The 19120-nt window shown below is 60.2% G+C and carries 19 protein-coding genes; 3 read left to right on the top strand and 16 right to left on the bottom strand.

Going from position 1 to position 19120, the window contains the following annotated elements; genetic code table 11:
- Nucleotides 1-114 precede the first annotated feature (114 nt).
- Nucleotides 115-1728: a glycosyltransferase family 39 protein gene (locus tag BGE01nite_RS03780; RefSeq protein WP_146848933.1), complete on the top strand. Its 1614-nt coding sequence runs from the start codon at nt 115-117 to the stop codon at nt 1726-1728.
- A gap of 398 nt (nt 1729-2126) precedes the next feature.
- Here the strand turns inward: BGE01nite_RS03780 and BGE01nite_RS03785 are convergent, their stop codons facing one another.
- Both BGE01nite_RS03785 and BGE01nite_RS03790 read right to left on the bottom strand, forming a co-directional pair.
- Nucleotides 2127-2993 (bottom strand): hypothetical protein, encoded by an 867-nt coding sequence (locus BGE01nite_RS03785; RefSeq protein WP_218032887.1) that lies wholly within the window; start codon nt 2991-2993, stop codon nt 2127-2129.
- 269 nt (nt 2994-3262) lie between these two features.
- Nucleotides 3263-3703: a RidA family protein gene (locus BGE01nite_RS03790; RefSeq protein WP_146848935.1), complete on the bottom strand. Its 441-nt coding sequence runs from the start codon at nt 3701-3703 to the stop codon at nt 3263-3265.
- Between the two features lie 237 nt (nt 3704-3940).
- Between BGE01nite_RS03790 and BGE01nite_RS03795 the strand changes: the two genes are divergently transcribed.
- Nucleotides 3941-4294, top strand: a complete 354-nt coding sequence (locus BGE01nite_RS03795; protein WP_146848936.1) for a hypothetical protein — start codon at nt 3941-3943, stop codon at nt 4292-4294.
- Nucleotides 4295-4375: 81 nt separating this feature from the next.
- Here BGE01nite_RS03795 and BGE01nite_RS03800 read toward each other — a convergent pair whose 3' ends face one another.
- Complete coding sequence (locus tag BGE01nite_RS03800) at nt 4376-6325, bottom strand: heavy metal translocating P-type ATPase (RefSeq protein ID WP_146848937.1); 1950 nt, start codon at nt 6323-6325, stop codon at nt 4376-4378.
- A 105-nt stretch (nt 6326-6430) separates the two neighbouring features.
- Here BGE01nite_RS03800 and BGE01nite_RS03805 point away from each other — a divergent pair, with 105 nt between their 5' ends.
- On the top strand, nt 6431-6763 hold the full coding sequence (locus BGE01nite_RS03805) for a hypothetical protein (RefSeq protein WP_146848938.1): 333 nt from the start codon (nt 6431-6433) through the stop codon (nt 6761-6763).
- Between the two features lie 143 nt (nt 6764-6906).
- Here BGE01nite_RS03805 and BGE01nite_RS03810 read toward each other — a convergent pair whose 3' ends face one another.
- The 13 genes from BGE01nite_RS03810 to BGE01nite_RS03870 form a co-directional block, all read right to left on the bottom strand.
- On the bottom strand, nt 6907-7353 hold the full coding sequence (locus tag BGE01nite_RS03810; protein WP_146848939.1) for a hypothetical protein: 447 nt from the start codon (nt 7351-7353) through the stop codon (nt 6907-6909).
- Nucleotides 7354-7372: 19 nt separating this feature from the next.
- The gene (locus tag BGE01nite_RS03815) at nt 7373-8161 is read right to left on the bottom strand and encodes a hypothetical protein (RefSeq protein ID WP_146848940.1); all 789 of its coding nucleotides are present in this window, start codon (nt 8159-8161) and stop codon (nt 7373-7375) included.
- Nucleotides 8162-8185: 24 nt separating this feature from the next.
- Nucleotides 8186-11302 carry an efflux RND transporter permease subunit gene (locus tag BGE01nite_RS03820; RefSeq protein ID WP_146848941.1) on the bottom strand — a complete coding sequence of 1039 codons (3117 nt, stop codon included), beginning with the start codon at nt 11300-11302 and terminating at the stop codon, nt 8186-8188.
- A gap of 4 nt (nt 11303-11306) precedes the next feature.
- Nucleotides 11307-12422 (bottom strand): efflux RND transporter periplasmic adaptor subunit, encoded by a 1116-nt coding sequence (locus BGE01nite_RS03825; protein ID WP_146848942.1) that lies wholly within the window; start codon nt 12420-12422, stop codon nt 11307-11309.
- A gap of 9 nt (nt 12423-12431) precedes the next feature.
- Nucleotides 12432-12782 carry a DUF3147 family protein gene (locus tag BGE01nite_RS03830; RefSeq protein ID WP_146848943.1) on the bottom strand — a complete coding sequence of 117 codons (351 nt, stop codon included), beginning with the start codon at nt 12780-12782 and terminating at the stop codon, nt 12432-12434.
- A gap of 88 nt (nt 12783-12870) precedes the next feature.
- The gene (locus BGE01nite_RS03835) at nt 12871-14103 is read right to left on the bottom strand and encodes a TolC family protein (protein WP_146848944.1); all 1233 of its coding nucleotides are present in this window, start codon (nt 14101-14103) and stop codon (nt 12871-12873) included.
- A 133-nt stretch (nt 14104-14236) separates the two neighbouring features.
- Nucleotides 14237-14695 carry a hypothetical protein gene (locus BGE01nite_RS03840; protein ID WP_146848945.1) on the bottom strand — a complete coding sequence of 153 codons (459 nt, stop codon included), beginning with the start codon at nt 14693-14695 and terminating at the stop codon, nt 14237-14239.
- A 52-nt stretch (nt 14696-14747) separates the two neighbouring features.
- Nucleotides 14748-15284: a D-glycero-alpha-D-manno-heptose-1,7-bisphosphate 7-phosphatase gene (locus tag BGE01nite_RS03845; protein WP_146848946.1), complete on the bottom strand. Its 537-nt coding sequence runs from the start codon at nt 15282-15284 to the stop codon at nt 14748-14750.
- Complete coding sequence (ribD, locus tag BGE01nite_RS03850; protein WP_146848947.1) at nt 15281-16354, bottom strand: bifunctional diaminohydroxyphosphoribosylaminopyrimidine deaminase/5-amino-6-(5-phosphoribosylamino)uracil reductase RibD; 1074 nt, start codon at nt 16352-16354, stop codon at nt 15281-15283. Before ribD ends, BGE01nite_RS03845 begins: the two co-directional genes overlap by 4 nt.
- 108 nt (nt 16355-16462) lie before the next feature.
- Nucleotides 16463-16927 (bottom strand): thiol-disulfide oxidoreductase DCC family protein, encoded by a 465-nt coding sequence (locus tag BGE01nite_RS03855; protein WP_170266572.1) that lies wholly within the window; start codon nt 16925-16927, stop codon nt 16463-16465.
- A gap of 91 nt (nt 16928-17018) precedes the next feature.
- On the bottom strand, nt 17019-17411 hold the full coding sequence (locus BGE01nite_RS03860; protein ID WP_146848949.1) for a hypothetical protein: 393 nt from the start codon (nt 17409-17411) through the stop codon (nt 17019-17021).
- A 55-nt stretch (nt 17412-17466) separates the two neighbouring features.
- Entirely contained in the window at nt 17467-18423 is a 957-nt protein-coding gene (locus BGE01nite_RS03865; protein WP_146848950.1) for an acyl-CoA desaturase, read from the bottom strand.
- Nucleotides 18424-18479: 56 nt separating this feature from the next.
- Nucleotides 18480-19013 (bottom strand): GbsR/MarR family transcriptional regulator, encoded by a 534-nt coding sequence (locus BGE01nite_RS03870; protein ID WP_146848951.1) that lies wholly within the window; start codon nt 19011-19013, stop codon nt 18480-18482.
- Nucleotides 19014-19120: the final 107 nt, after the last annotated feature.

Consider the following 19120-nt stretch of genomic DNA (forward strand, 5'->3'; position numbering starts at 1 on the left):
CAGGGCTGTCAGTAGTCGCTTTCATCGCACGCGCCATCTTTCTTTGGCCTTCAGGAGCTGCTCTGCGGTTTCAAGCGTTGACTTGGCAGGAGCGCCCTTGAAGTGTCAGGCTCCATGCCTGACCCCGTGCTCCCCCGGGATGTTTCCCGGTCTTCTGACCTGCCACTGTTTGTGGTGATCCTGCTCGTCACCTTCGCGGCGCTGTGGGTCTTTTGCAGCCAGACAGGGGTGCTGCAGTCCGACCTCGGCGGTGACCCAGATGAGGCCGCGCATGCGGTGACGGCTCTCATGATCCGGGACTATGTGGTAGATGGGCTCGGTCAGGGCCAGATGCCGATGAAGTTCGCCAAGGACTACTATGAGCACTACCCGCGTGTGGCGTTGGGGCACTTCCCGCCCTTTTATTACCTTGTGGCCGGGCCGGTGCTGATGCTCCGTGATTCGCCCGAGGCGCTGTTTCTGCTGCAGGCCTTCCTGATGGCTGTGCTGGTGGCGCAGACCTGGCTGCTCGGGCGGCGGTTTCTGCCCTCCTGGCTGGCGGCGGTGGCGGCGATGCTGGGCTGCGCGCTGCCTCTCTCCCTCAAACTGGTGCAGCACATCATGTCAGACGTGCTGCTGGCGGTACTGTGCCTCTGGGCGGTGTTTGCCTGGGTGAGCTATCTGCGCGAACCGACGGTCAAGAAAGCACTGTGGTGGGGCTGCATCGCGGCAGCGGCGATCCTAACCAAAGGTTCGGGAATGCTGCTCTGTGTGCTGCCGCCGATGGCCACGCTGCTGACCGGGCAATGGCGGCTGATCAAGACGCCCTCGTGGTGGTGCGCCGCGCTGCCGGTGGGACTGCTCGCAGGTCCGTGGATGCTCTACTCCACAAAGATCTCGAAGGAAGGCATGACGGACAAGACCCCGGTGCAGTATGTGGTGGAGGCGATCCCGTACTATCTGAACTCGATGCCGCTGGTGTTTGGCTGGGGCCTCACGGTGCTGGGGATTTTTGGCATCCTGGTCAGCATCCGTAACGCGGTGCGCAACCGGGCCGTGACGGCCGAGGCGGCCACTCTCTGGGCCTTGATGGCCGGCACGAGCGCCATCCTGGTCCTGGTGCCGGTGGGCCTAACCACACGTTATCTTTTGACGCTGATGCCGGTGGTCATGCTCGCCGCGGCCTATGGTGCACAGCACGTGATGCGATTTTTGTCGTATCGCTCCCAGTTGATCGCGGGCACGGTCATTTTGCTGGTGGGTTTTTATCTGGTGGCGGCACTGCCGGAGAAGGAGGTGCACGGGTTCGCGGAAGCGGCTCGTCTGGCAGGTCCTCCGACGGTGGGTGAGCCTGAGGAAAACTGGCTGATCAGTTCTGATCCGCGTGGCGAGGGTGCCGTGGTGGCCGCGGGGGCTTTTCAAAGCGATCTCCGGGCGCCATCGCATCTGCATGTGTATCGCGGCGGGCAGCAACTGGCCTCCAGTGACTGGATGGGCCGCGGCTACAAAACGGCGGCAGACACGCCGGAGGCCGTTTTACGTCTGCTGGATGACCGGAAAATCACCTGGGTCATGGTGGACCTCTCCGTCGCTGACAACCTCCGCCGGTCTCATGATCGTCTGCTGGAGCAGGCCATGAAGGGCGCGGGCGCGGCGTGGAAGCTGGTGCGCGAGCAGGAAGTGGTTCGTCGTCCAGGGCAGAAGGGGCAGTTGCTGGTGTATCAGCGCCAGTCGGGTGTGGCGCTGTGAGGGGAGTTTGTTCAAGCCGCTGACTCATGGGGCGCGCTTTCAGCGCTTGGTGCCGTGGCGGGCATGAGACCTGGGGCTTGACGCCCCAGGCTGGTATGGTGGGCGCCGTTGGCGCGCCAATCCGGCCAGAGGAGGGAAGTGTCGATGCGCCCCTCTCCTCCCGGTGCGAAACGCCAAGTTGCCTAACCAGGAATGGAACTACCCTGCCTGCATGTCCGGGTAGGGCATCCTGCAAAGCACCTCCGCTTTCAGCGCTTCCATTTTCGGAAATAGGTTTCGCGAGAGGCCCTAACAAAAAGCCCTTCCCGCAAATGAAAGGAAGGGCCTAAAAAGAAACTCCCGACCAGGAACACTGGTCGGGAGTTTGGAATGAAGGAGTCAGATCAGACCCCGACAAATTAGAAGGTCACGCCGAGCTTCACGCCGCCGAAGAACTCGCTGTCCTGGGCGTTCAGCTGATGACGAGCGCCGAGGGAGATGTTGTAAGCAACATAAGGGGTGAGGGTTGCCGTCTTGGTCAGCTTGATTGGAGCGGAGACGGAAGGGATGACGTGGCTGAAGCCGCTTGGGTGAGCGTTAGGATTCACACCGTCGGTGTAGTAGTTGAGAGCGTAACCTGTCTTGACGGCAGGAACGATGCTCAGCCATGGCGTGATTTCGATTGGCAGGTCTGCACCCACTTCGAAATACTGGCCACCGATGCGGAAGTCATAGAAGTAGCCACCGTAGAGGTTCACTGGACCCACGGAGGTTGCCATCGTCAGACCCACTTCGTCAGCGCCGGTAAGAGCGCCTTCGTCCTGGCCGGCGGAAGCGCCGAACACGGAACCAGAGAAGGTGTCGAAGAACTCATAGTGAGTGTACACCAGACCGAACTTGGCGAAGCCAGCGTCGTAGGTCAGGGATGCGCTCAGGTCGAGCTCGGAGTAGTCGAAGTCACCCACGCCGTTGTTAAGGCCGGTGGTGTCAGGGACGGTGGTCTCAACCGTGGTGGTGTAGAGAGCGCCGAGGCCGAGGGACAGCTGCTCAGTCAGCGGGATGCTGATGTTCAGGCCGGTCCAGACGGTGTTGTCAGCGAAATACAGGCCACGGAAGTAGTAGCGTGTATCATAGCCGACTTCCAGGGTAGCACCCAGGGTGTCGAACAGAGCGTTGTTTTCGGGTTCTGGAGCCGGGGCGGGAGCCTTGGCGGAAGGGCCAGCGAACGCGTTCATGCTAGCGCAAGCAGCGAGAACGAGAGCCGACTTCGTGATGACGGAGGTCATGCTTTTCATGTATTGATGGTCGATTTAGTTTTGTTGATGTGGATGGAGGTTGGTCCGGGAGACCTCCCACCGTATTCGCTTATTTAAGCACTCGGCGTGCCATTGCCAAGCATCTTTTTCTGAAAATTATTGAGTTGTTCACATTTTAGTTAAGCTAATAGAACTTTGTGACTCAACCTGTTAGGGCTCCCCCATCTTTCCCGAAGGGCGAAAACGGACCCAAAGCCCGCCCGTGAACCTTTTGAAAAGGTTCGTTTTCGAGAAAAACGCTATGCGACGATCTCGAAGATGGCCTCCACTTCCACAGCGGCTCCCGTGGGCAGCTGGGCGAAACCGAGGGCGCTGCGGGCGTGGTAGCCGTCCCCATCCTTGCCAAAAATGGTGTGGAGGAGGTCAGAGCAGCCGTTGATGACAAGGTGCTGGTCACTGAACTCCAGGGTGGAGTTCACGCAGCCGAGCACTTTGATCACGCGGAGGCCATCCAGCGTGCCGTAGGTGTTCCAGACGGAGTTGAGGATCTTTTCGGCGCAGTTTCGCGCGGCCTGGTAACCCTGGTCCACGCTCACTCCGGCACCCAGCTTGCCCTTCAGATCACTGACGTGACCAGAGGTGATGAGCTGGTTTCCCGAGCGGATGCAGAGATTGAGATAACCAGGAGTTTGTTTGGCAAAGGTGATACCCTGGGCTTCGGCGTTCTTTTGGTAGGACATGGTTTGGTAGGAGGGACTGAGGACTGCAAAAAACCCGGCAAAGGCTCCGGATCTAGTGATTCCTTCAGGAAGAAGGGCGATCGGGCCATCAGGGTGTCCAGATTTTGCCAGCTCTGGATGTGGCGGCAGGCATGAGATCAGGGGAAGAATGAATAGCCGGTTGGGGACTGCGTCAGAGTATTCAAGAAGCCGCACTGCGGCATTGAAGAATCGAAAAACCCTCAAACACCCTCCTTTATGAAAAAGTTCATCACATTCCTGCTCGCCCTTGGCGTTGGTCTGTCCGTGATGGCTCCCGTCAGCAGCCAGGCACGCGATAGCGGCGCACAATACTGGAAACACTGCGAATATTGCGGAGGAGCGATCTACCGCCGTCATATCGTGATTGATCGCACCAGCCATGGCAAGGCCGTCAAATCCTGGCAAGTCCTCCCTCATCGATGCAATGCCTATTCTGGACCCGGCTACAGCTATCCGGCGTACGGCTATGGCTATCCCCGCGGTTACCAGCCCGGTTACCACCCCGGGCATCATCACCCAGGTTATGGCCGTGTGAGCGTTCCCGGCTTCCGCTTCAGCTTCGGTCGCTAATACAAAGACTGGGTGTGAACTCTACACCCCTCCAGGACCCGCCGGAGACGCTTCTCCGGCGGGTTTTTCATGTTCATCGTCTTAGCGCAGCAGCCTGAGTGAATTGAGGATCACCAGGAGGGTCGCCCCGGTGTCCGCCAGGATGGCGAGCCACAAGCCGGCATGATCCGTGAAGGCGAGGATCAGGAAGAGTGCCTTCACCAGCAGGGCGAAGGAAATATTGAAGCGGATGATGCGCAGCGCACGACGGCCGACCTCGATGGCTTCGGCGACTTTCGTCAGGTCATCCTGCATCAGCGTCATGTCCGAGGTCTCGATGGCGGTGTCACTGCCGATGCCCCCCATGGCGATACCCACGCTGGCGAGTGCCAGCGCGGGGGCGTCGTTCACACCATCGCCGATCATGCCGACATGTTGATGCTCCTGAAGCAGCCGCCGGAGATGTACGATCTTTTGTTCGGGCATGAGATCGCCGTGGGCTTCGTCGATCCCTGCCTGCCGGGAAATGGCATCCACAGTGCGCTGGTTGTCACCGCTGAGCATCACCACTTTCTCCAGGCCTGCCTCATGCAGTCGTTTGAGCGCCTGGGGGACCTCGGGGCGCATGGTGTCGCCAATGCTGAGAATGCCCAGCGCTTTTCCCGCGCATCCCTGATGCGGCGTGTGACCGAGGATGGCGAGGGACTGGCCGGAATTTTCGATCTCGGCGAGCTTCGCCTCGATCTCGGGTGTGCAAACGCCGAGCTCATGAGCCAGCTTGTGATTGCCGATGAAGTGCGGATGACCCTCAATGACGGCACTGGCTCCACGACCGGTCAGAGACTGGTAGTCTTTTGCCTCTCCAAAGGAGATGCCTTTCGCCTGCGCTGCCTCCACCACGGCCTGGGCCAGCGGATGGGCGGAGTGGACATCCACGGCGGCGGCTTTGCGCAGGACCTCTTCTTCCGTCGCCGAACCTAAAGTGATGATGCCTGTCACCTTCGGACGGCCTTCGGTGATGGTGCCGGTTTTATCGACCGCCAGCGCGCGCAGCCTGCCGATTTCCTCCAGGTGCGCGCCGCCTTTGATGAGCACGCCGCGCCGCGCCAGTGCCGTGAGGCCGGAGACGATCGAAACCGGCGTGGCGATCACCAGCGCGCATGGACAGGCGATGACGAGCAGCACAAGCGCGCGGTAGATCCAGGCCTGCCATGCGGCGCCCATGAGCAGAGGCGGCAGCACGGCAACCAAAAGTGCGACCACGAACACCACGGGCGTGTAGATGCTGGCAAAGCGATCCACGAAACGCTGTGTGGGCGCCTTCTGATCCTCGGCTTCCTCCACCAGCTTGATGATGCGGGCGAGCGTGGAGTCTGAAGCGGCCCTGGTCACTTCCACGATGAGCGAGCTACCGCTATTGATGGTTCCGGCGAAGACGGCATCGCCCGCCTTCTTCTCCACGGGCACGGACTCACCAGTGATGGGGGCCTGGTTCACACTGGAGCTGCCTTCGAGCACTTTGCCATCCAGCGGGATGCGTTCACCACTGCGCACGCTGACGGCAGAACCTACTGCGATTTCAGTCACTGGCACTTCCTTGATCTGACCGCTGGTCTCGCGCAGCAGCGCCGTTTCAGGCGTGAGCTTCAGCAGAGAGGCAATGGCACGTCTCGCTCTGCCGACGCTCCAGGATTCGAGCAGCTCAGATAATGCGAAGAGAAACACCACGGCCGCGCCTTCATTGCCCTCGCCGATGATCCATGCGCCCGCTACCGCCACGGTCATGAGCACATTCATGTCGAGCCGTCGTCTCTTGAGAGCGCCCCATGCGGCAGGCGCCACCAGCAATCCGCCTGCGAGAGTCGACAGCGCAAAGCATGTTGTTGCGATGAAGTCCGGTTTGAGGCCTAACCAATGAAGCGACATGCCAAGCGTGAGCAACGAGCCTGAGGCAATGACAAGGGCATTGCGCGGCAGTGGTGTGTCGTCATGCCCGTGCTCACAGGAATGGCAGGAGCCGGATTCGGAGTCGTTGTGGTCTTCAGTGCTCATGGAAAAATAAATGCAGGAAACTCGAATACCCGGAAGTGGTTCCCGTCTGAATGATCACGCCGCTCATGCAGCGGCAACGAATCAAAACAAGCTACGCCCCCCATCATGAAAAAGATCATCACCCTCCTCGCCGTCGCGGTCACCAGCCTGGCTGCTCTCACCCCTTCCACCACGCAGGCTTATGACGGCCATGGCCACGGCTATTCGAGCCGCAGCTTCTCTCACAACTGCCGCTCCTGCAGTGGCCCTGTTTATCGTGAGCGTGTCGTTGTCGGTCGTGACCGTCATGGCTGCCTGCAGTATGGTTACCGCACTGTGAGTCATCGTTGCATGCCAAGTCGCGGTCACGGTCATGATCATCATGACCACGGCCACAGCCATCACGGCAGCAGTCGCGGCGGCAGCTTCCCTGGTTTCTTCTTCGGCTTTGGCCGGTAAGATAAATCTCGCGTGGTGAGTCAGCTCTCACATCCATCAAAACCCGCCGGAGAACATCTCCGGCGGGTTTTCTGTTTATGAGACTGGTTTCAAGGGCTTCCGAAACGGGGCCTGATCCTGACTGCGCGAAGCGCTGCCACGACTTACTTCTTCTTGTCAGGAGGCGGGCACTTGCACAGCCACTCTTGCTCGTCGCAGCCATCGCAGAGGTTGCTGTTGTAAGGCAGACGGGCGGTGATCTTTTTGGATTCGTCGTTCTCCTTGTATTGGAGGATGACGACGTAGCTGTCTCCCTTCAGCATAGGGACCACAAAGTGGTTCTCCTTCACCTCCACCTTGAGTTTCTCAGGATTGTCGCGGTCGCCTTTGATAGCGGAAAGCGTCTGCCCCTTGATGGACACGGGCTTCATGTCCTTGTCGAGCAGCGCGACGCGGAACTCGCCGTCCTTGGCAGTGACTTCCCCGTGCATGGTTTCATTGTTGCTGAATTCAAGGATGCGGCCGCCGTTCGGTCCGCGCTCCACGCCGTTGTGCGCGAAGGCAGCGGCAGCGAGGAGGCTAATGAGTGTGGTGATGAGTTTTGATTTCATGGATGTGGTATGGGTGGGATTATTCAGCCAGCTTGGCGTTGGCGACTTCTGCGGGGTATAGTTTCTTCAGTTCAGTGAGGGTGGCGGCAATGCCTTCCATGCCGGGCTTGGCTTGGTCGAGATTGCGGGTGGCGCTGGCTTCACGAACAGTCTCAAGGTGCTTGGTCAAGGTTTCGACGAGTGGAGCTGCGGCGGCTTGCTTGTCACCGGATCTGGCGGGAAGACCATGGGCGAGCTTGGGGTAGGCACGGGTGACTTCATCGATGGCTTCATACTTCTTTTCAGCGACACCTTCGGTGAGCTCGCCCTGATGCTGATTCAATTCGGCCCAAATACCTGCGGCGGTGGCGGGAACCTTGATGTTGTCACCACTGGAGGCGTTCACGCTGTCATCGAGATACATAGGCTTGCCAGATCCGGCAGGCGTGATGTCGTAGTTGAGGCGCAGAGTGATGGCTTTGGCATCCGGCGCCTCTTTGAGTTGGAGCACCATGGTGTAGGGCGCGCCATCGGGCACTTTGTCGGTGAGGAACTTGGTGCCCTGCTTCTCGATGGTGAGTTTTTTGGCCTCGGCGCGGGGTCCGGCGGTGATGCTGAGACTTTGCTCGGCGAGCTTGATAGGCTGGCGGTCTTTGTCGAGCAGGCTGATCTCGGCGCGGCCTTCTTTGTTGACGATGACTTCGATGTTGGGTGTGGTGGTGGAGTCCACATAAAGGACACGACCGCCGTTGGGTCCGATGGTGACAGCTTCATGCGCGAGGCCGAAACCGACGAGCAGGAAGTTGAGGGCAAGGATGGATGCTTTCATGGTGGGTTTGTTGGGTGGAGATGATTAATGGGATGCAGCGGCATCGAGTCGCAGAGCTTTGGCGGCGGCCTTTCGACCAAACAGGAAGAACACGGCAGGCGTGACGACGAGATCAAGCAAGGTGGAGGAGACGAGACCGCCGACGATGACGACAGCGACCGGGTGAAGGATTTCCTTCCCTGGCTCACCGGCGGCAAGGACCAGCGGAACAAGCGCAATGCCCGCGCTCAACGCCGTCATCAAAACAGGCACGAGCCGCTCCAGCGTGCCACGCTCAATCATCGCGCGGGTAAAGCCTTCGCCTTCATGCTTCATGAGATGAAGGTAATGGCTGAGCATCATGATGCTGTTGCGGGCGGCGACGCCAGCCACGGCGATGAAACCGACTAGAGTGGCGATGCTGATGTTATTGATCAGCCACCAAGTGAGGGCCAGCCCGCCCATCAGTGCCAGAGGGATGTTGATGAGTACCTGGGCTGCGAGTGAGGCACTGCGAAAGTAGCCAAATAGCAGCATGGCGATGACGATGAAGACAAGGATGGAATAGAGACCAATGCGTTTCGCTGCTTCTTGCTGGGCTTTGAACTCGCCCTCGAAGCTGATGAAGTAACCCGTTGGCAGCTTCACATTCTCCGTCACTTCTTTTTGCAGCCGAGCCACAAGCGCGCCGAGATCACGCTCGCTGGTGTTGGCACCAATGACGATGCGGCGCTGGGTGTTTTCGCGGTTGATGACGTTCGGCCCTTTGCTCTCGCGCACATCGGCGACGAGGCGCAGAGGCACCCGCTGGCCCGAACCCGTCTCGATGAGCATCTCGCTCATTTTCTCTGGTGAGTCGCGGTACTCGGGCGGCAGGCGCAGCAGGAGATCGACCGTGCGCTGCCCTTCACGAAGCTCGGCGAGTACTTTGCCCCCGAGCAGGGTGGAGAGCTGCTCATTGACGGCACCTGGTTGCACCCCATAAGCCGTCGCTCGTTCACGATTTACCTCGATCTTGATCTGCGGGATGGGCACCTGGGCCTCCAGGTTCACGTCCGCGAGACCCGGGATCGCCTTAGCGATATCGCGAATCTGCGCGCCCTTCTCACGCAAGACATGGAGCTCAGGCCCAAAGATTTTCACCGCGATCTTGGCCGACACCCCGCTGAGCATGTGGGACAGCCGGTGGCCGATGGGCTGCCCGACATTGAGGAACGTACCGGGGATGGTGCTGAGCTTTTCGCGGATTTCCTTAAAGACCTCAACGCGTGGGCGTCCCCCTTCTTTGAACTCCACATCGAACTCATTCACACTCACGGGCATGACATGGTCGTCCTTCTCCGCACGCCCGGCACGGCGGCCCACGCTTTTAACTTCGGCGATGGTTTGCAGCAAGCGCACACCGACATCCCCGACATCATTGGATTGTGCGAGCGAGGTGCCCGGAGCGCTGGCCAGTGAGATGGTGGCGCTGCCCTCATTGAAAGTGGGCAGAAACTCTTTCCCCATCTGAGGATATAGCATGAACGCGGCGATGAGCAGCGTCCCGGTGACGGCGAGAACAAGGAACGGCTGTGCAAAAGCGAGCCGCAGGAAAGTCTGGCGGACTGTCCACTTCAGGCCGCGAACCAAAAAGCCGTCCTTATGCGCATGACCTGCTTTTGGATTTAAAAGCAGCGAACAAAGCACCGGGATCACCGTGAGCGATACGACAAACGAGGCTGCCATGCTGGTGATCGTGGCAATGGCGATGGGCCGGAAAAGGCAGCCCTCAATGCCCTCCAGCGCCAGCAGCGGCACAAAGACCAGGATGATGAGGATGGTGGCGTAGAGGATGGAATTCCGCACCTCGCCCGAGGCGGCGGCAATGACCTCGAGCTTTGGTTTTGGCACCTGCAGTGCAGCGTTCTCACTCAGACGACGAAACACGTTCTCCACATCCACAATCGCATCATCCACTACCATGCCGATGGCGACCGCGAGGCCGCCGAGCGTCATGGAATTCACCGTCACGCCGAACCATTTGAAGACGAGGATGGTGATGGCGAAAGACAGCGGCATGGCCGTGAGTGTAATGGCCGTGGTGCGGAAGTTCAGCAGGAAGAGAAACAAGACGATGGTGACCATGATGGCCCCGTCACGGATCGCTTCCTTGAGGTTGTGGATGGCATGGCCGATGAAGTCGCCCTGACGGAACATGATCTCGATCTCCACGCCAGGCGGCAGAGACGGCTTCAACTCCTCCAGCGCCGTCTCAATCTGGCCGGTGAGTTTGAGCGTGTCAAAACCCGGTGCCTTGTCCACGCTGAGAATGACACCGCGCGTGCCGTTCACGCTGGCATCTCCACGCATGGGCTGGATGCCGCTTTCGAGACGTGCCACATCACTCACAAGCACTGGCCGGTCACCAACGGTTTTGACCACGGTGCGGCCGATGTCCGCGAAGTTCGTGGTCATTCCCAGATTGCGCACCATGATCTCCTGCGTGCCCGTGGTGAGATAGCCGCTGGTCGAGTTATTGGCCGCGAGGCCGACGGCCTTTTCCAATTCCTCAAAGGACACACCATGGGCCAGCATTTTTTGCGGATCGGGCATGACATGCACCTGCTTCACGCCGCCTCCGATCGTGAGCACCTCCGCCACACCGCCAATGCTTTGCAGACGGCGGCGGATGGTCCAGTCAGCCAGCGTTCGCAGATCCATCGGAGCGATCTTGCCATCCGTGCTGCGCACACCGACGAGAAGGATTTCCCCCATAAGCGAGGACACTGGCGTCATGCCTGGCTGGATGCCCGCAGGCAGGTTGCCCACGGCCGCTTGAAGGCGTTCCTGTACCATCTGGCGAGCCCGGTAGATTTCCGTTCCCCAGTTGAACTCGGTGAAGACAAGCGAGAGACCGACATCAGAGTTCGAGCGAAGACGATCCAGTCCGGCAATGCCCTGCAACGTCGCCTCGATAGGCTGCGTTACGAGCACCTCGACCTCTTCCGGCGCGAGGCCGGGGCATTCGGTAAGGATCGTCACCGTGGGTTTGGTCATGTCCGGCAGAACCTCCACCGGGAGCTGCAGCAGCACCTGCCAGCCGGTGAACACCAGCAGCATGCAGGCTGCCAGTACCAAAGGCCGGCTGCGCAGTGAAAAGCGAATGAGTGAGTTCAGCATGGCCTCAGGCGGTGACGCGGTTGCGGAACGTGAAGCTGACGATCAGCAGGATGAGCAACAGGCCGCTGGTGCTGGCAAAGAAGATGGTCAGCATGTTAAAACCCGTTTCCTCGTGCTCATGCTCATGATCCCCGTCAGCCTTCTTTGAGCCATGCTCCTTGCTCATCTCGGTGCCGTCGTCGTTGTGCGGATGCCCATGCGCGGCATCGAGCGCCTCCTTCAAGGAAACGCTGCCTTTGCCGGCAAAGCCGAGCATGTAGGCGCCTCGCACCACCACCTCGTCCCCCGGCAGCAGGCCGCTGGTGATCTCCACGCGGCTGTCATTCATCTCGCCAGTCTTCACGTCGGTCTTCACGAAAGCGTTCTTCAGTTCATAGTCCTTCACATAGACGAAGCGCCCGCCTGCATCTCCCTGAATGGCCTCACGCGGGATGGACATCACATCCTCCCGCCTGCTGGTGGCGATGCTAAACTCCGCGCGCATCCCCGGACGCAGCACCTTGTCAGGATTGGCGATGTGGAAAGCGGCCTCGATGGTGCCATTTTGCTCATCCGCATAAGCGCCGAGGTGCGCGAGCTTGGCCTCAAAAACTTTATCAGGAAGGGAAGACACACGGATGCGTGCCGTCTGGCCGATAACCAGCTTGCCCGCGAGATGCTGCGGCACCTTGGCCGCGGCTTCCACCGTCGCCAGATCAATGATCTCGATGAGCGTTTGATCAGCGGTGATGGGCTGGCCCACGGCAATGTCCACCTTGGAGATCAAGCCCGACATCGGTGCGGAAAGCATGACGGTGGGCGGCGGATCACCGGGCTGGCGGCTCTCTACCCACATCAGTTCCTCACCTTCTTCCACGGTTTGATGGGGCAGGGCGAGCACTGAGAAGGCACGGCCCGGAATGCGGCTGCTGACCACGGCGCGCTTGCCGGGCAGCACCTCGATGTGGCCGAGCGCGAAGAGCGTGTTCTCGAAGTCGGTTTCCTCGGCTTCAGCGAACTGGATGCCGAGATTCTTCACCCGCGTTTCATCGAGGATGATGAGGTTCTCTTTTGATTTGGGATCCGCGGCTGGCAGAGACAAGGTCCATGCGGCGAGCATGAGTGTGATGAGATACTTCATGGCAGTGGATCAGAGGGCGACGCCTGCCTTCTTCAGCAGGGCCATGGTGATGAAATAGAGGACGATGGTGAGCACGATGCCCGCGCCGAAGGCTGGCCAGAAGCCGCCCAGCTTTTTGATGAGCCAGGGCATCACCAAAAACATGGGCAGCGTGGGCAGGACGAACCAAAAGGTTCCAAAGGCGTGCCGGCCGATGAGCGCTGAGTCCTTGGTTTCTGAATACATCCAGATGAAGGCCAGCAGCGAGGTCAGCGGCAGGGAGTGGATGATGCTCGCGGCGGCATTGTTGCGCTTCGCGATCTCCGTGACGGCGACGATGACGCCGGCGCTGAGGAAGAGTTTAATGAGGTAGTAAGACATGGGGCGTTTAAGCGGAATTTGAAAATGACGAATGAGTAAATCCGAATGACGAAAGAATGATGAATGCCGAAGCTCGAAGGGCTGGCCGTCATTTGGACTTCGACATTCCCTCGTGATTCGTCATTCCCGTCGCTGCTTCATAGCGAATGCGGGCGAGGTGGAAGTCGCGGGCGGCATCGAGGGCACCGGACTCGAGTTCGAGACGTTGATCGCGGGCGCGAAGCACGGTGAGGAGGTCGGTCTGACCGGCCTCGTAAGCTTTCTCGAGCTTGGTGGTTTGCTCGATAACAAGTGGTAGGAACTGGTCGCGTGTTTCACGCAGCAGGGCTGCATTCGCCTCCATCTCCTGGCGTGCGGTGCTGGCCTCGCTGGTGATCTGCACGGCGAGCGCTTCTTTCTCCAATCGGGCACGTTCGGCACTCGCGGCCTTTTCGGCGATCTCGCCCTGGTTGCGATTCCAAAGGGGAAGGGGGATGGAGATGCGGAAGCCGACGAAGCCGGTGCGCTCGGTGTGTCGAGGTGTGACGTCTTGCTGCTCGCGTGCGGCGAAGAAGCCGGCGCTCACATCCTGCCAGCGCTTCGCTTGAGCGAGCCGAGCCTCGGTCTGCGCAACCTCAGTTTTGGTTAGGGCGAGGCGATAGTCCGGACGCTGCTGCCAGGCCCCCGTGGCGGGCAGTTGGGTGGCTTTGAGATCGCCGCTGATGCTGAGGTCGTCCTTCGCTTCCAGTCCAAGCATGGGCTTCAAGGAACCACGCAGGCTGATGCGTTCGGTTTCGAGTTTTCGAGTCTCCAGCAGCAGGCGCTGCTGATCCACCTGTGCCTGAGCGGAATCGAGGATGGAGAGCTCGCCTTTCGCGGCGCGATCTTTGGCAAAGGCGGAGAGCTTCTGCGCCAGCTCCATCTGCTGACGATGCTGGATGAGATGCTGATCCACGGCGAGCAGCTTCACGGCCAGCGTGCGTGCTTCAGCGATGTAGCGACGCTCGACGTCGTGCACCTCGAGTTCGGCGGCCTGCACAAGCTGGGCAGTGAGCCGCTTCTCCAATGAGAGGCGCCTTGTGACCGGAAAGGCTTGGTCGAGAGAGAAGACGGTGGCGCGGGGACTGACGCGGCTTTCGTTTTGAAAGCTGGTTTCAAAGGTAGGGTTCGAGAGACGGCCAGCACCTTGCTGGCGGCCGCGTGCCTCCTCCACGACAAAGCGCGCGGCTTTGAGTGAGGGATGCTGGCGGCGCACTCGCTCGGCGACGGCGGAGAGATCCAGAGTGAGCGCCTGGGTGGTCGTGGCCGAGGCCAGGAGCAGAAAGAGAAGACGTAAAGACATGGGATGACGGGGTCAAAATTTCGAGACATAGGCATGCGCTGGTGAATGAATGCATGCGTGTGTGCGGAGGCATGAAGCCAGCGCAAAACAGGGAGGATGCCGCCATTCGTGGACGGCATCTGTCAGCCCATTGTCAAATCCGCAGGGCAACCGCATGCGTCAGCATCTGCGGCCACGATCGTGGCACGCCTGAGCGCAAAGGAGCAGTTGCTTCATTCGTCGAAAGCGTGGTGATGACCACGAACTGACGAAACTCAAAGTCTGGCAGCACAAACAGCAGCGGCGGTGTGGTGAGCACCGTGGAGGCGGCATTGGCAGCCACCTGGGCCTTCACATCTTCCTTCACCGGCTCGTGATCGTGCGTCTCACAGGGCACCTGGTCGCCATGATCATGGCCATCATTGCAGGAGTGCGCCGGGGTGTCATCGTGATGACAGGCTTCGCCATGATCTCCGTGGCAATGGTCAAAGACGCTGATCTGCGCCACACCGCTGCAATCACAGAGATAACCGCGCATGATGCCAAACACCTGCGCCCAACCCAGCGCGAGGAGCGCAAGGCCGATGAGCCATGGATTTGGACGGCGGGTCATGTCGGGAGACTAAATCGTGGACAGCCTGAGATTCGTCAATGGCGAGAATCGTTCAATCAAGCAGGGTCGCCAGCAGGGTGGCGAGGCCGGTGGTGTCCGGAAGTGTGTGCGTGGCGGTGACGAGATGCGGATTCTCGCTCTCGATGCGTATGGTCAGGGGAACACCGGCATTCGTGCCCATCTCGATGTCGCGGTCGGCATCGCCCACGATCAGGCTGCGGCTTAGATCCAGGTCATGCTCCACGGCGGCGCGCTCCAGCATTTCGGGGCTGGGTTTGCGGCAAAGGCAGCCAGGATCTGTCTTCAGGCAGGTGCAGGCATAGATGCCATCAAACTCCGCGCCATGCTCCCGCAGATGGGCCTGCATGCGGGCATGGATGAAGTCCAGATCCGCCTGGGTCATGAGCTTTTTTCCCACGCCCTGCTGGCTGGTGGCCAGCACCACGGCATAACCACGAGTGCGGCAAAGCGCGAGCGCCTCGATGATGCCCGGCGAGAAATGAAAGTCCTCCCAGCGCAGCACATAGCCCGGGCCGGGCGAGAGGTTCACCACGCCATCACGATCAAAAAACACAGCTCGGCGGCTCATGGCTGGACGGCGGCGGGCTGAGTTTGGGGTTTCGGCCAGACGGGATGACCGGTGATGCAGACATTGTCTCCGAGTGGCATGACTTTGACATCAGCGATCTCCACGGAGGATGCCAGAGGCGCGCCGCCGATGGAGCTCAGACCCGCGCTGCCGCTGATGCGCGGGGCGATGTACCAGACGATCTCATCCACCGCCTGCGCCGCGAAGGCCTGGCCGAGCACATCCGCTCCACCTTCGATCAAAACGCTGACGATGCCGCGCTGGCCGAGCTCTTTCAAAGCATCCAAAAAGGCGAGGTCACGCAGCACCCAGGTGCGGTTTTTGTGCTCGTCCGTGAAGACATGGGAGGTCTCCGGCATGTTGCAGCTGCGGGAAAGGATGACGCGGTAAGGCTGCTCTTTGAGCGTGCTCTTGGAGTCGCGCAGAGTCAGTTGTGGATTGTCCGCGCGGATGGTTCCGGCGCCGACGATGATGGCATCCACACGTGCGCGGAGCCTGCGGCCATGAGAGCGTGCGGACTCGCTGGTGATCCACTGGCCTTCACCGGGTGGACGGGTGATGCGGCCGTCCAGGCTCTGGCCCACCTTGGCGATGACATAAGGCAGGCCGGTGGTGATCCATTTGGAGAAGGGGCGGATCATTTCACGGCACTCCGCATCCAGCACGCCGGTGCTGACGGAGATGCCCGCGCTTGTGAGGATCTCCTGCGCACGGCCCGCATGGCGCGGATTCGGATCCAGCGCACCCCAGACGACTCTTTTAATGCCGGCGGCCTTGATGGCTTCCGTGCAGGGACCGGTGCGACCCTGAGTGCAGCAGGGCTCCAGAGTCACGTAAATGGTGGAGCCAGGCAGCAGCTTCGGATTGTAGGTCTGCGCATCCCGCAGTGCTTCAATCTCCGCATGCGGCGAGCCTGCCTTGTGATGGTAGCCCTGGCCGATGATTTTCCCGTGGTTCACGATGACCGAACCCACCGGCGGGTTTGGACTGGTCAAGCCGACTCCGCGCTTCGCCTGGTCGAGGGCGAGGTGCATCCAGCGTGCGTCGGGTTCTTGAGGTACAACGGCCATGGGTTGAGGAGGAGAGATGGCCTTTAAGTCGCCGGGCATCCAGTGACAAGCTTACATTTGACCAAGCCTTCCCCGCTGTCCATACGCCCCAAGGATGGTGCGTTTCAGTCAGTCGATCAGATCAAGGTCGTGGCGCGGAAGTGCGGGCGGCCGGATCTGGCACACGGGCTCCTGCATCTCGCGTTCGGCCGTGGCGGTGACCTCGGCATCGCTGGTGAAGCGCATGAGACGCGAGAGGCCGATGCGGTTTTGCGAGATCCAGTGCACCACCTTGCGCGCGGCGCTTTGCATCGTTGGTCCGGCCAGACGTGCCGACCAGGCGCGATACTCGCGCAAAGCCCACAGGCAGATCACCCAGGCTCCGGCGCCCTGCCAGACCTCGCCCGAGTCTGCCATGACGACGATCTCCTGGTCAGCGCGCAGATGGCGGATGCCGGGCAGGCGCTTCTCAGCCTCCGGCGAATCATACGGCACGAAGTGAAGCCTGACATAACTCGGCTGGCTGCTGAGCCACTGCCGCACCCGCGAGCACAGACCGCAGCGGGCATCGTAGAAGAGAGTGAGAGTGTGCATGGGGTTCATTTTTTGATTTCTGATTTTCGATTCTGGATTCCTGATTCAAGGAGCCTGCGAGCGAGGGTGCTCGCAGGCTTCACAAGCGGAATCAGGCTTCGACTTTCAGCATCGGCGGCACGGGAGGAGGCATGGCGGCGAGGTGGGCGCGTTTGCGCATCTTGGTGAAGACAAGCAGGTTGAAGAAGTGCATGGCACCGAGCACCAGGAGCACGATGCCCATCTTGCCACTCAGGGCTTCAAACACGCCGCGGGCACCGAGGACATCGTCCGTGGTTTTCAGGTAGAGCGAGACGAAGCCGATGTTGATGAGGTAGAAGCCGACAACGAGCAGGTGGTTCACGCTATCGGCGAGCTCGGTGTTTCCGTGGAAACATTCGACGAGGAAGATGCGGCCGTTTTTATGCAGGGTTCTGGCGACCCAGATGGTCATGCCGACGGCGAGGGCCAGGTAGAGGCCATAGGTGAGGACGGTTTCATTCATGGTGTTGGTTCCTTTCGTGGGTGTGTGTGCGGGTTTGGGTTAACAAGAAATGTGTTCAGAACATGAAGCAGGCCGAGGCGCGGGCTTTGCGCGTGTGAGGCAGCGCATGGCGCTCAGCGCGCCCCTGCGGAAGGGTGGCCGGTGTCTGCACCTCTCGGGCGAGGCCGCAGGCCATAAGCAGGCGGATGAACCACCAGCCGGGATCATGCTGCTCGTGGCGCAGACCGAGGCGTGCCGACTCCGGCCAGGCGTGGTGGTTGTTATGCCAGCCCTCACCCATGGTCAGGAGGCCGAGATGAGGGAGATTGTATCCCTGCACCGCGTGACCTTCGAGATGCCAGTCGCGCTGACCCTTGTGATGTGCCAGCCAGCCGATGAACCAGTGACCGGTGAGCGAGGCGACGATCCTCACCGAGATGCCCCAGACGATCCAGCTCCATCCACCTAACCAATAAAGCACCAGTGCCCAAGGGAGCTGCTGGAGCATCCAGGTGCGCTGCATCCACACATACACCGGGTCATTTACCACCCAGGGCTCCACCGTGAAGCGTGGTGGATACCGTAGGTTCATGCGGGCATGCATCTGCCAGAGCCAGTCCCGCCAGAGGGGGCCCTGGTCGGTGAAGAAGTCATGACTGCGCGGGTGCCGCTGTGCCCAGTCACGGATGTCATGCTGGTAGATCATGGCCAGCGGGCCGCCCATGCCCACGACCGTGCCGAGATGCACCAGCCCGTACTCCAGCCAGCGCGGCACCACAAGGCTGCGATGAATGAGCAGCCGATGCAGGCCCACCGTGTGCCCGGCGCAGAGGGTGTAGACCGTCAGAGCTCCAAACACGACCAGTTCATCCACTCCCACGGTCAACCAGCCCCCGACCACGGCGATCAAGAGATGGGTGGTGAACCAGAGCGACTTCACCGGACTCCACACCACCTCACCCTCCACAGGGCTGGTCAGATGATCGACGGCCTGCATCCGATGTTCATGACGAGGGTGGGTGTCCGTTTTCATAATCGTAAGTTCTGAACTTTCAGTAAAATATGAAATACATGGTCAAAAAAAGGGAACTAGCTGAGCAATCTCATGGCCCACTGGAGGGCGGAGGCGTGTTTCATGCTGGCGACGGTGTCGGAAACCTTCATGGCGAACTCGACGAACTCCTGCAGTTCCTTCATCTGCTGATGGAAGTCCCGGCCAGCGATCCCAGTCTCGCTCTTCGTCTCCTCGGCGCACTTACGCAGCACGGCCAGGGCAGGGTCCAGCTCCCGGCGTTTGCGCTCCTTGGCGATGGTGATGAACATCTTCCAGACGTCCTTCTCGGCTTCGAAGTACTCCCGGCGCTCACCTTTCTTCACCACCAGCCGCACAAGACCCCAGCCGACCAATTCGCGGATGTTCGTGTTGGCATTGCCCCTGCTGATGCTGAGGCGCTCCATGATCTCGTCCGTATACATCGGCTCAGGAGCGGTCATGAGGAGCGCGTGGATCTGCGCCATGGTGCGGTTGATGCCCCAATTGCTGCCAAGAGCGCCCCACTGCGCGATGAACTCCTCACGCGAGAGCTCCCAGCTCGGGCTTGGAGGAGGAGTTTCATCATTCATCTTACTTTCAGATACTTCTGAAAGTTTGTTTTGGCAAGGACATTCTGGAACCAAAGTCTCAACCATCATGTTTGGAGCCTCAAAGAGGCGTAACACCTCAGATAGGG

This window comes from Prosthecobacter gellanilyticus, assembly GCF_007992435.1.
Lineage (GTDB): Bacteria > Verrucomicrobiota > Verrucomicrobiia > Verrucomicrobiales > Verrucomicrobiaceae > Prosthecobacter > Prosthecobacter gellanilyticus.

Excerpts from the sequence above, each read along its gene's own strand:
- BGE01nite_RS03785 (WP_218032887.1), bottom strand. The coding sequence starts at position 2,993 with ATGACCTCCGTCATCACGAAGTCGGCTCTCGTTCTCGCTGCTTGCGCT.
- BGE01nite_RS03845 (WP_146848946.1), bottom strand. The coding sequence starts at position 15,284 with ATGAGCCGCCGAGCTGTGTTTTTTGATCGTGATGGCGTGGTGAACCTC.
- BGE01nite_RS03810 (WP_146848939.1), bottom strand. The coding sequence starts at position 7,353 with ATGAAATCAAAACTCATCACCACACTCATTAGCCTCCTCGCTGCCGCT.
- BGE01nite_RS03805 (WP_146848938.1), top strand. The coding sequence starts at position 6,431 with ATGAAAAAGATCATCACCCTCCTCGCCGTCGCGGTCACCAGCCTGGCT.
- BGE01nite_RS03820 (WP_146848941.1), bottom strand. The coding sequence starts at position 11,302 with ATGCTGAACTCACTCATTCGCTTTTCACTGCGCAGCCGGCCTTTGGTA.
- BGE01nite_RS03835 (WP_146848944.1), bottom strand. The coding sequence starts at position 14,103 with ATGTCTTTACGTCTTCTCTTTCTGCTCCTGGCCTCGGCCACGACCACC.
- BGE01nite_RS03855 (WP_170266572.1), bottom strand. The coding sequence starts at position 16,927 with ATGCACACTCTCACTCTCTTCTACGATGCCCGCTGCGGTCTGTGCTCG.
- BGE01nite_RS03865 (WP_146848950.1), bottom strand. The coding sequence starts at position 18,423 with ATGAAAACGGACACCCACCCTCGTCATGAACATCGGATGCAGGCCGTC.
- BGE01nite_RS03830 (WP_146848943.1), bottom strand. The coding sequence starts at position 12,782 with ATGTCTTACTACCTCATTAAACTCTTCCTCAGCGCCGGCGTCATCGTC.
- BGE01nite_RS03860 (WP_146848949.1), bottom strand. The coding sequence starts at position 17,411 with ATGAATGAAACCGTCCTCACCTATGGCCTCTACCTGGCCCTCGCCGTC.
- BGE01nite_RS03790 (WP_146848935.1), bottom strand. The coding sequence starts at position 3,703 with ATGTCCTACCAAAAGAACGCCGAAGCCCAGGGTATCACCTTTGCCAAA.
- BGE01nite_RS03870 (WP_146848951.1), bottom strand. The coding sequence starts at position 19,013 with ATGAATGATGAAACTCCTCCTCCAAGCCCGAGCTGGGAGCTCTCGCGT.
- BGE01nite_RS03800 (WP_146848937.1), bottom strand. The coding sequence starts at position 6,325 with ATGAGCACTGAAGACCACAACGACTCCGAATCCGGCTCCTGCCATTCC.
- BGE01nite_RS03825 (WP_146848942.1), bottom strand. The coding sequence starts at position 12,422 with ATGAAGTATCTCATCACACTCATGCTCGCCGCATGGACCTTGTCTCTG.
- BGE01nite_RS03815 (WP_146848940.1), bottom strand. The coding sequence starts at position 8,161 with ATGAAAGCATCCATCCTTGCCCTCAACTTCCTGCTCGTCGGTTTCGGC.
- BGE01nite_RS03840 (WP_146848945.1), bottom strand. The coding sequence starts at position 14,695 with ATGACCCGCCGTCCAAATCCATGGCTCATCGGCCTTGCGCTCCTCGCG.
- ribD (WP_146848947.1), bottom strand. The coding sequence starts at position 16,354 with ATGGCCGTTGTACCTCAAGAACCCGACGCACGCTGGATGCACCTCGCC.
- BGE01nite_RS03780 (WP_146848933.1), top strand. The coding sequence starts at position 115 with ATGCCTGACCCCGTGCTCCCCCGGGATGTTTCCCGGTCTTCTGACCTG.
- BGE01nite_RS03795 (WP_146848936.1), top strand. The coding sequence starts at position 3,941 with ATGAAAAAGTTCATCACATTCCTGCTCGCCCTTGGCGTTGGTCTGTCC.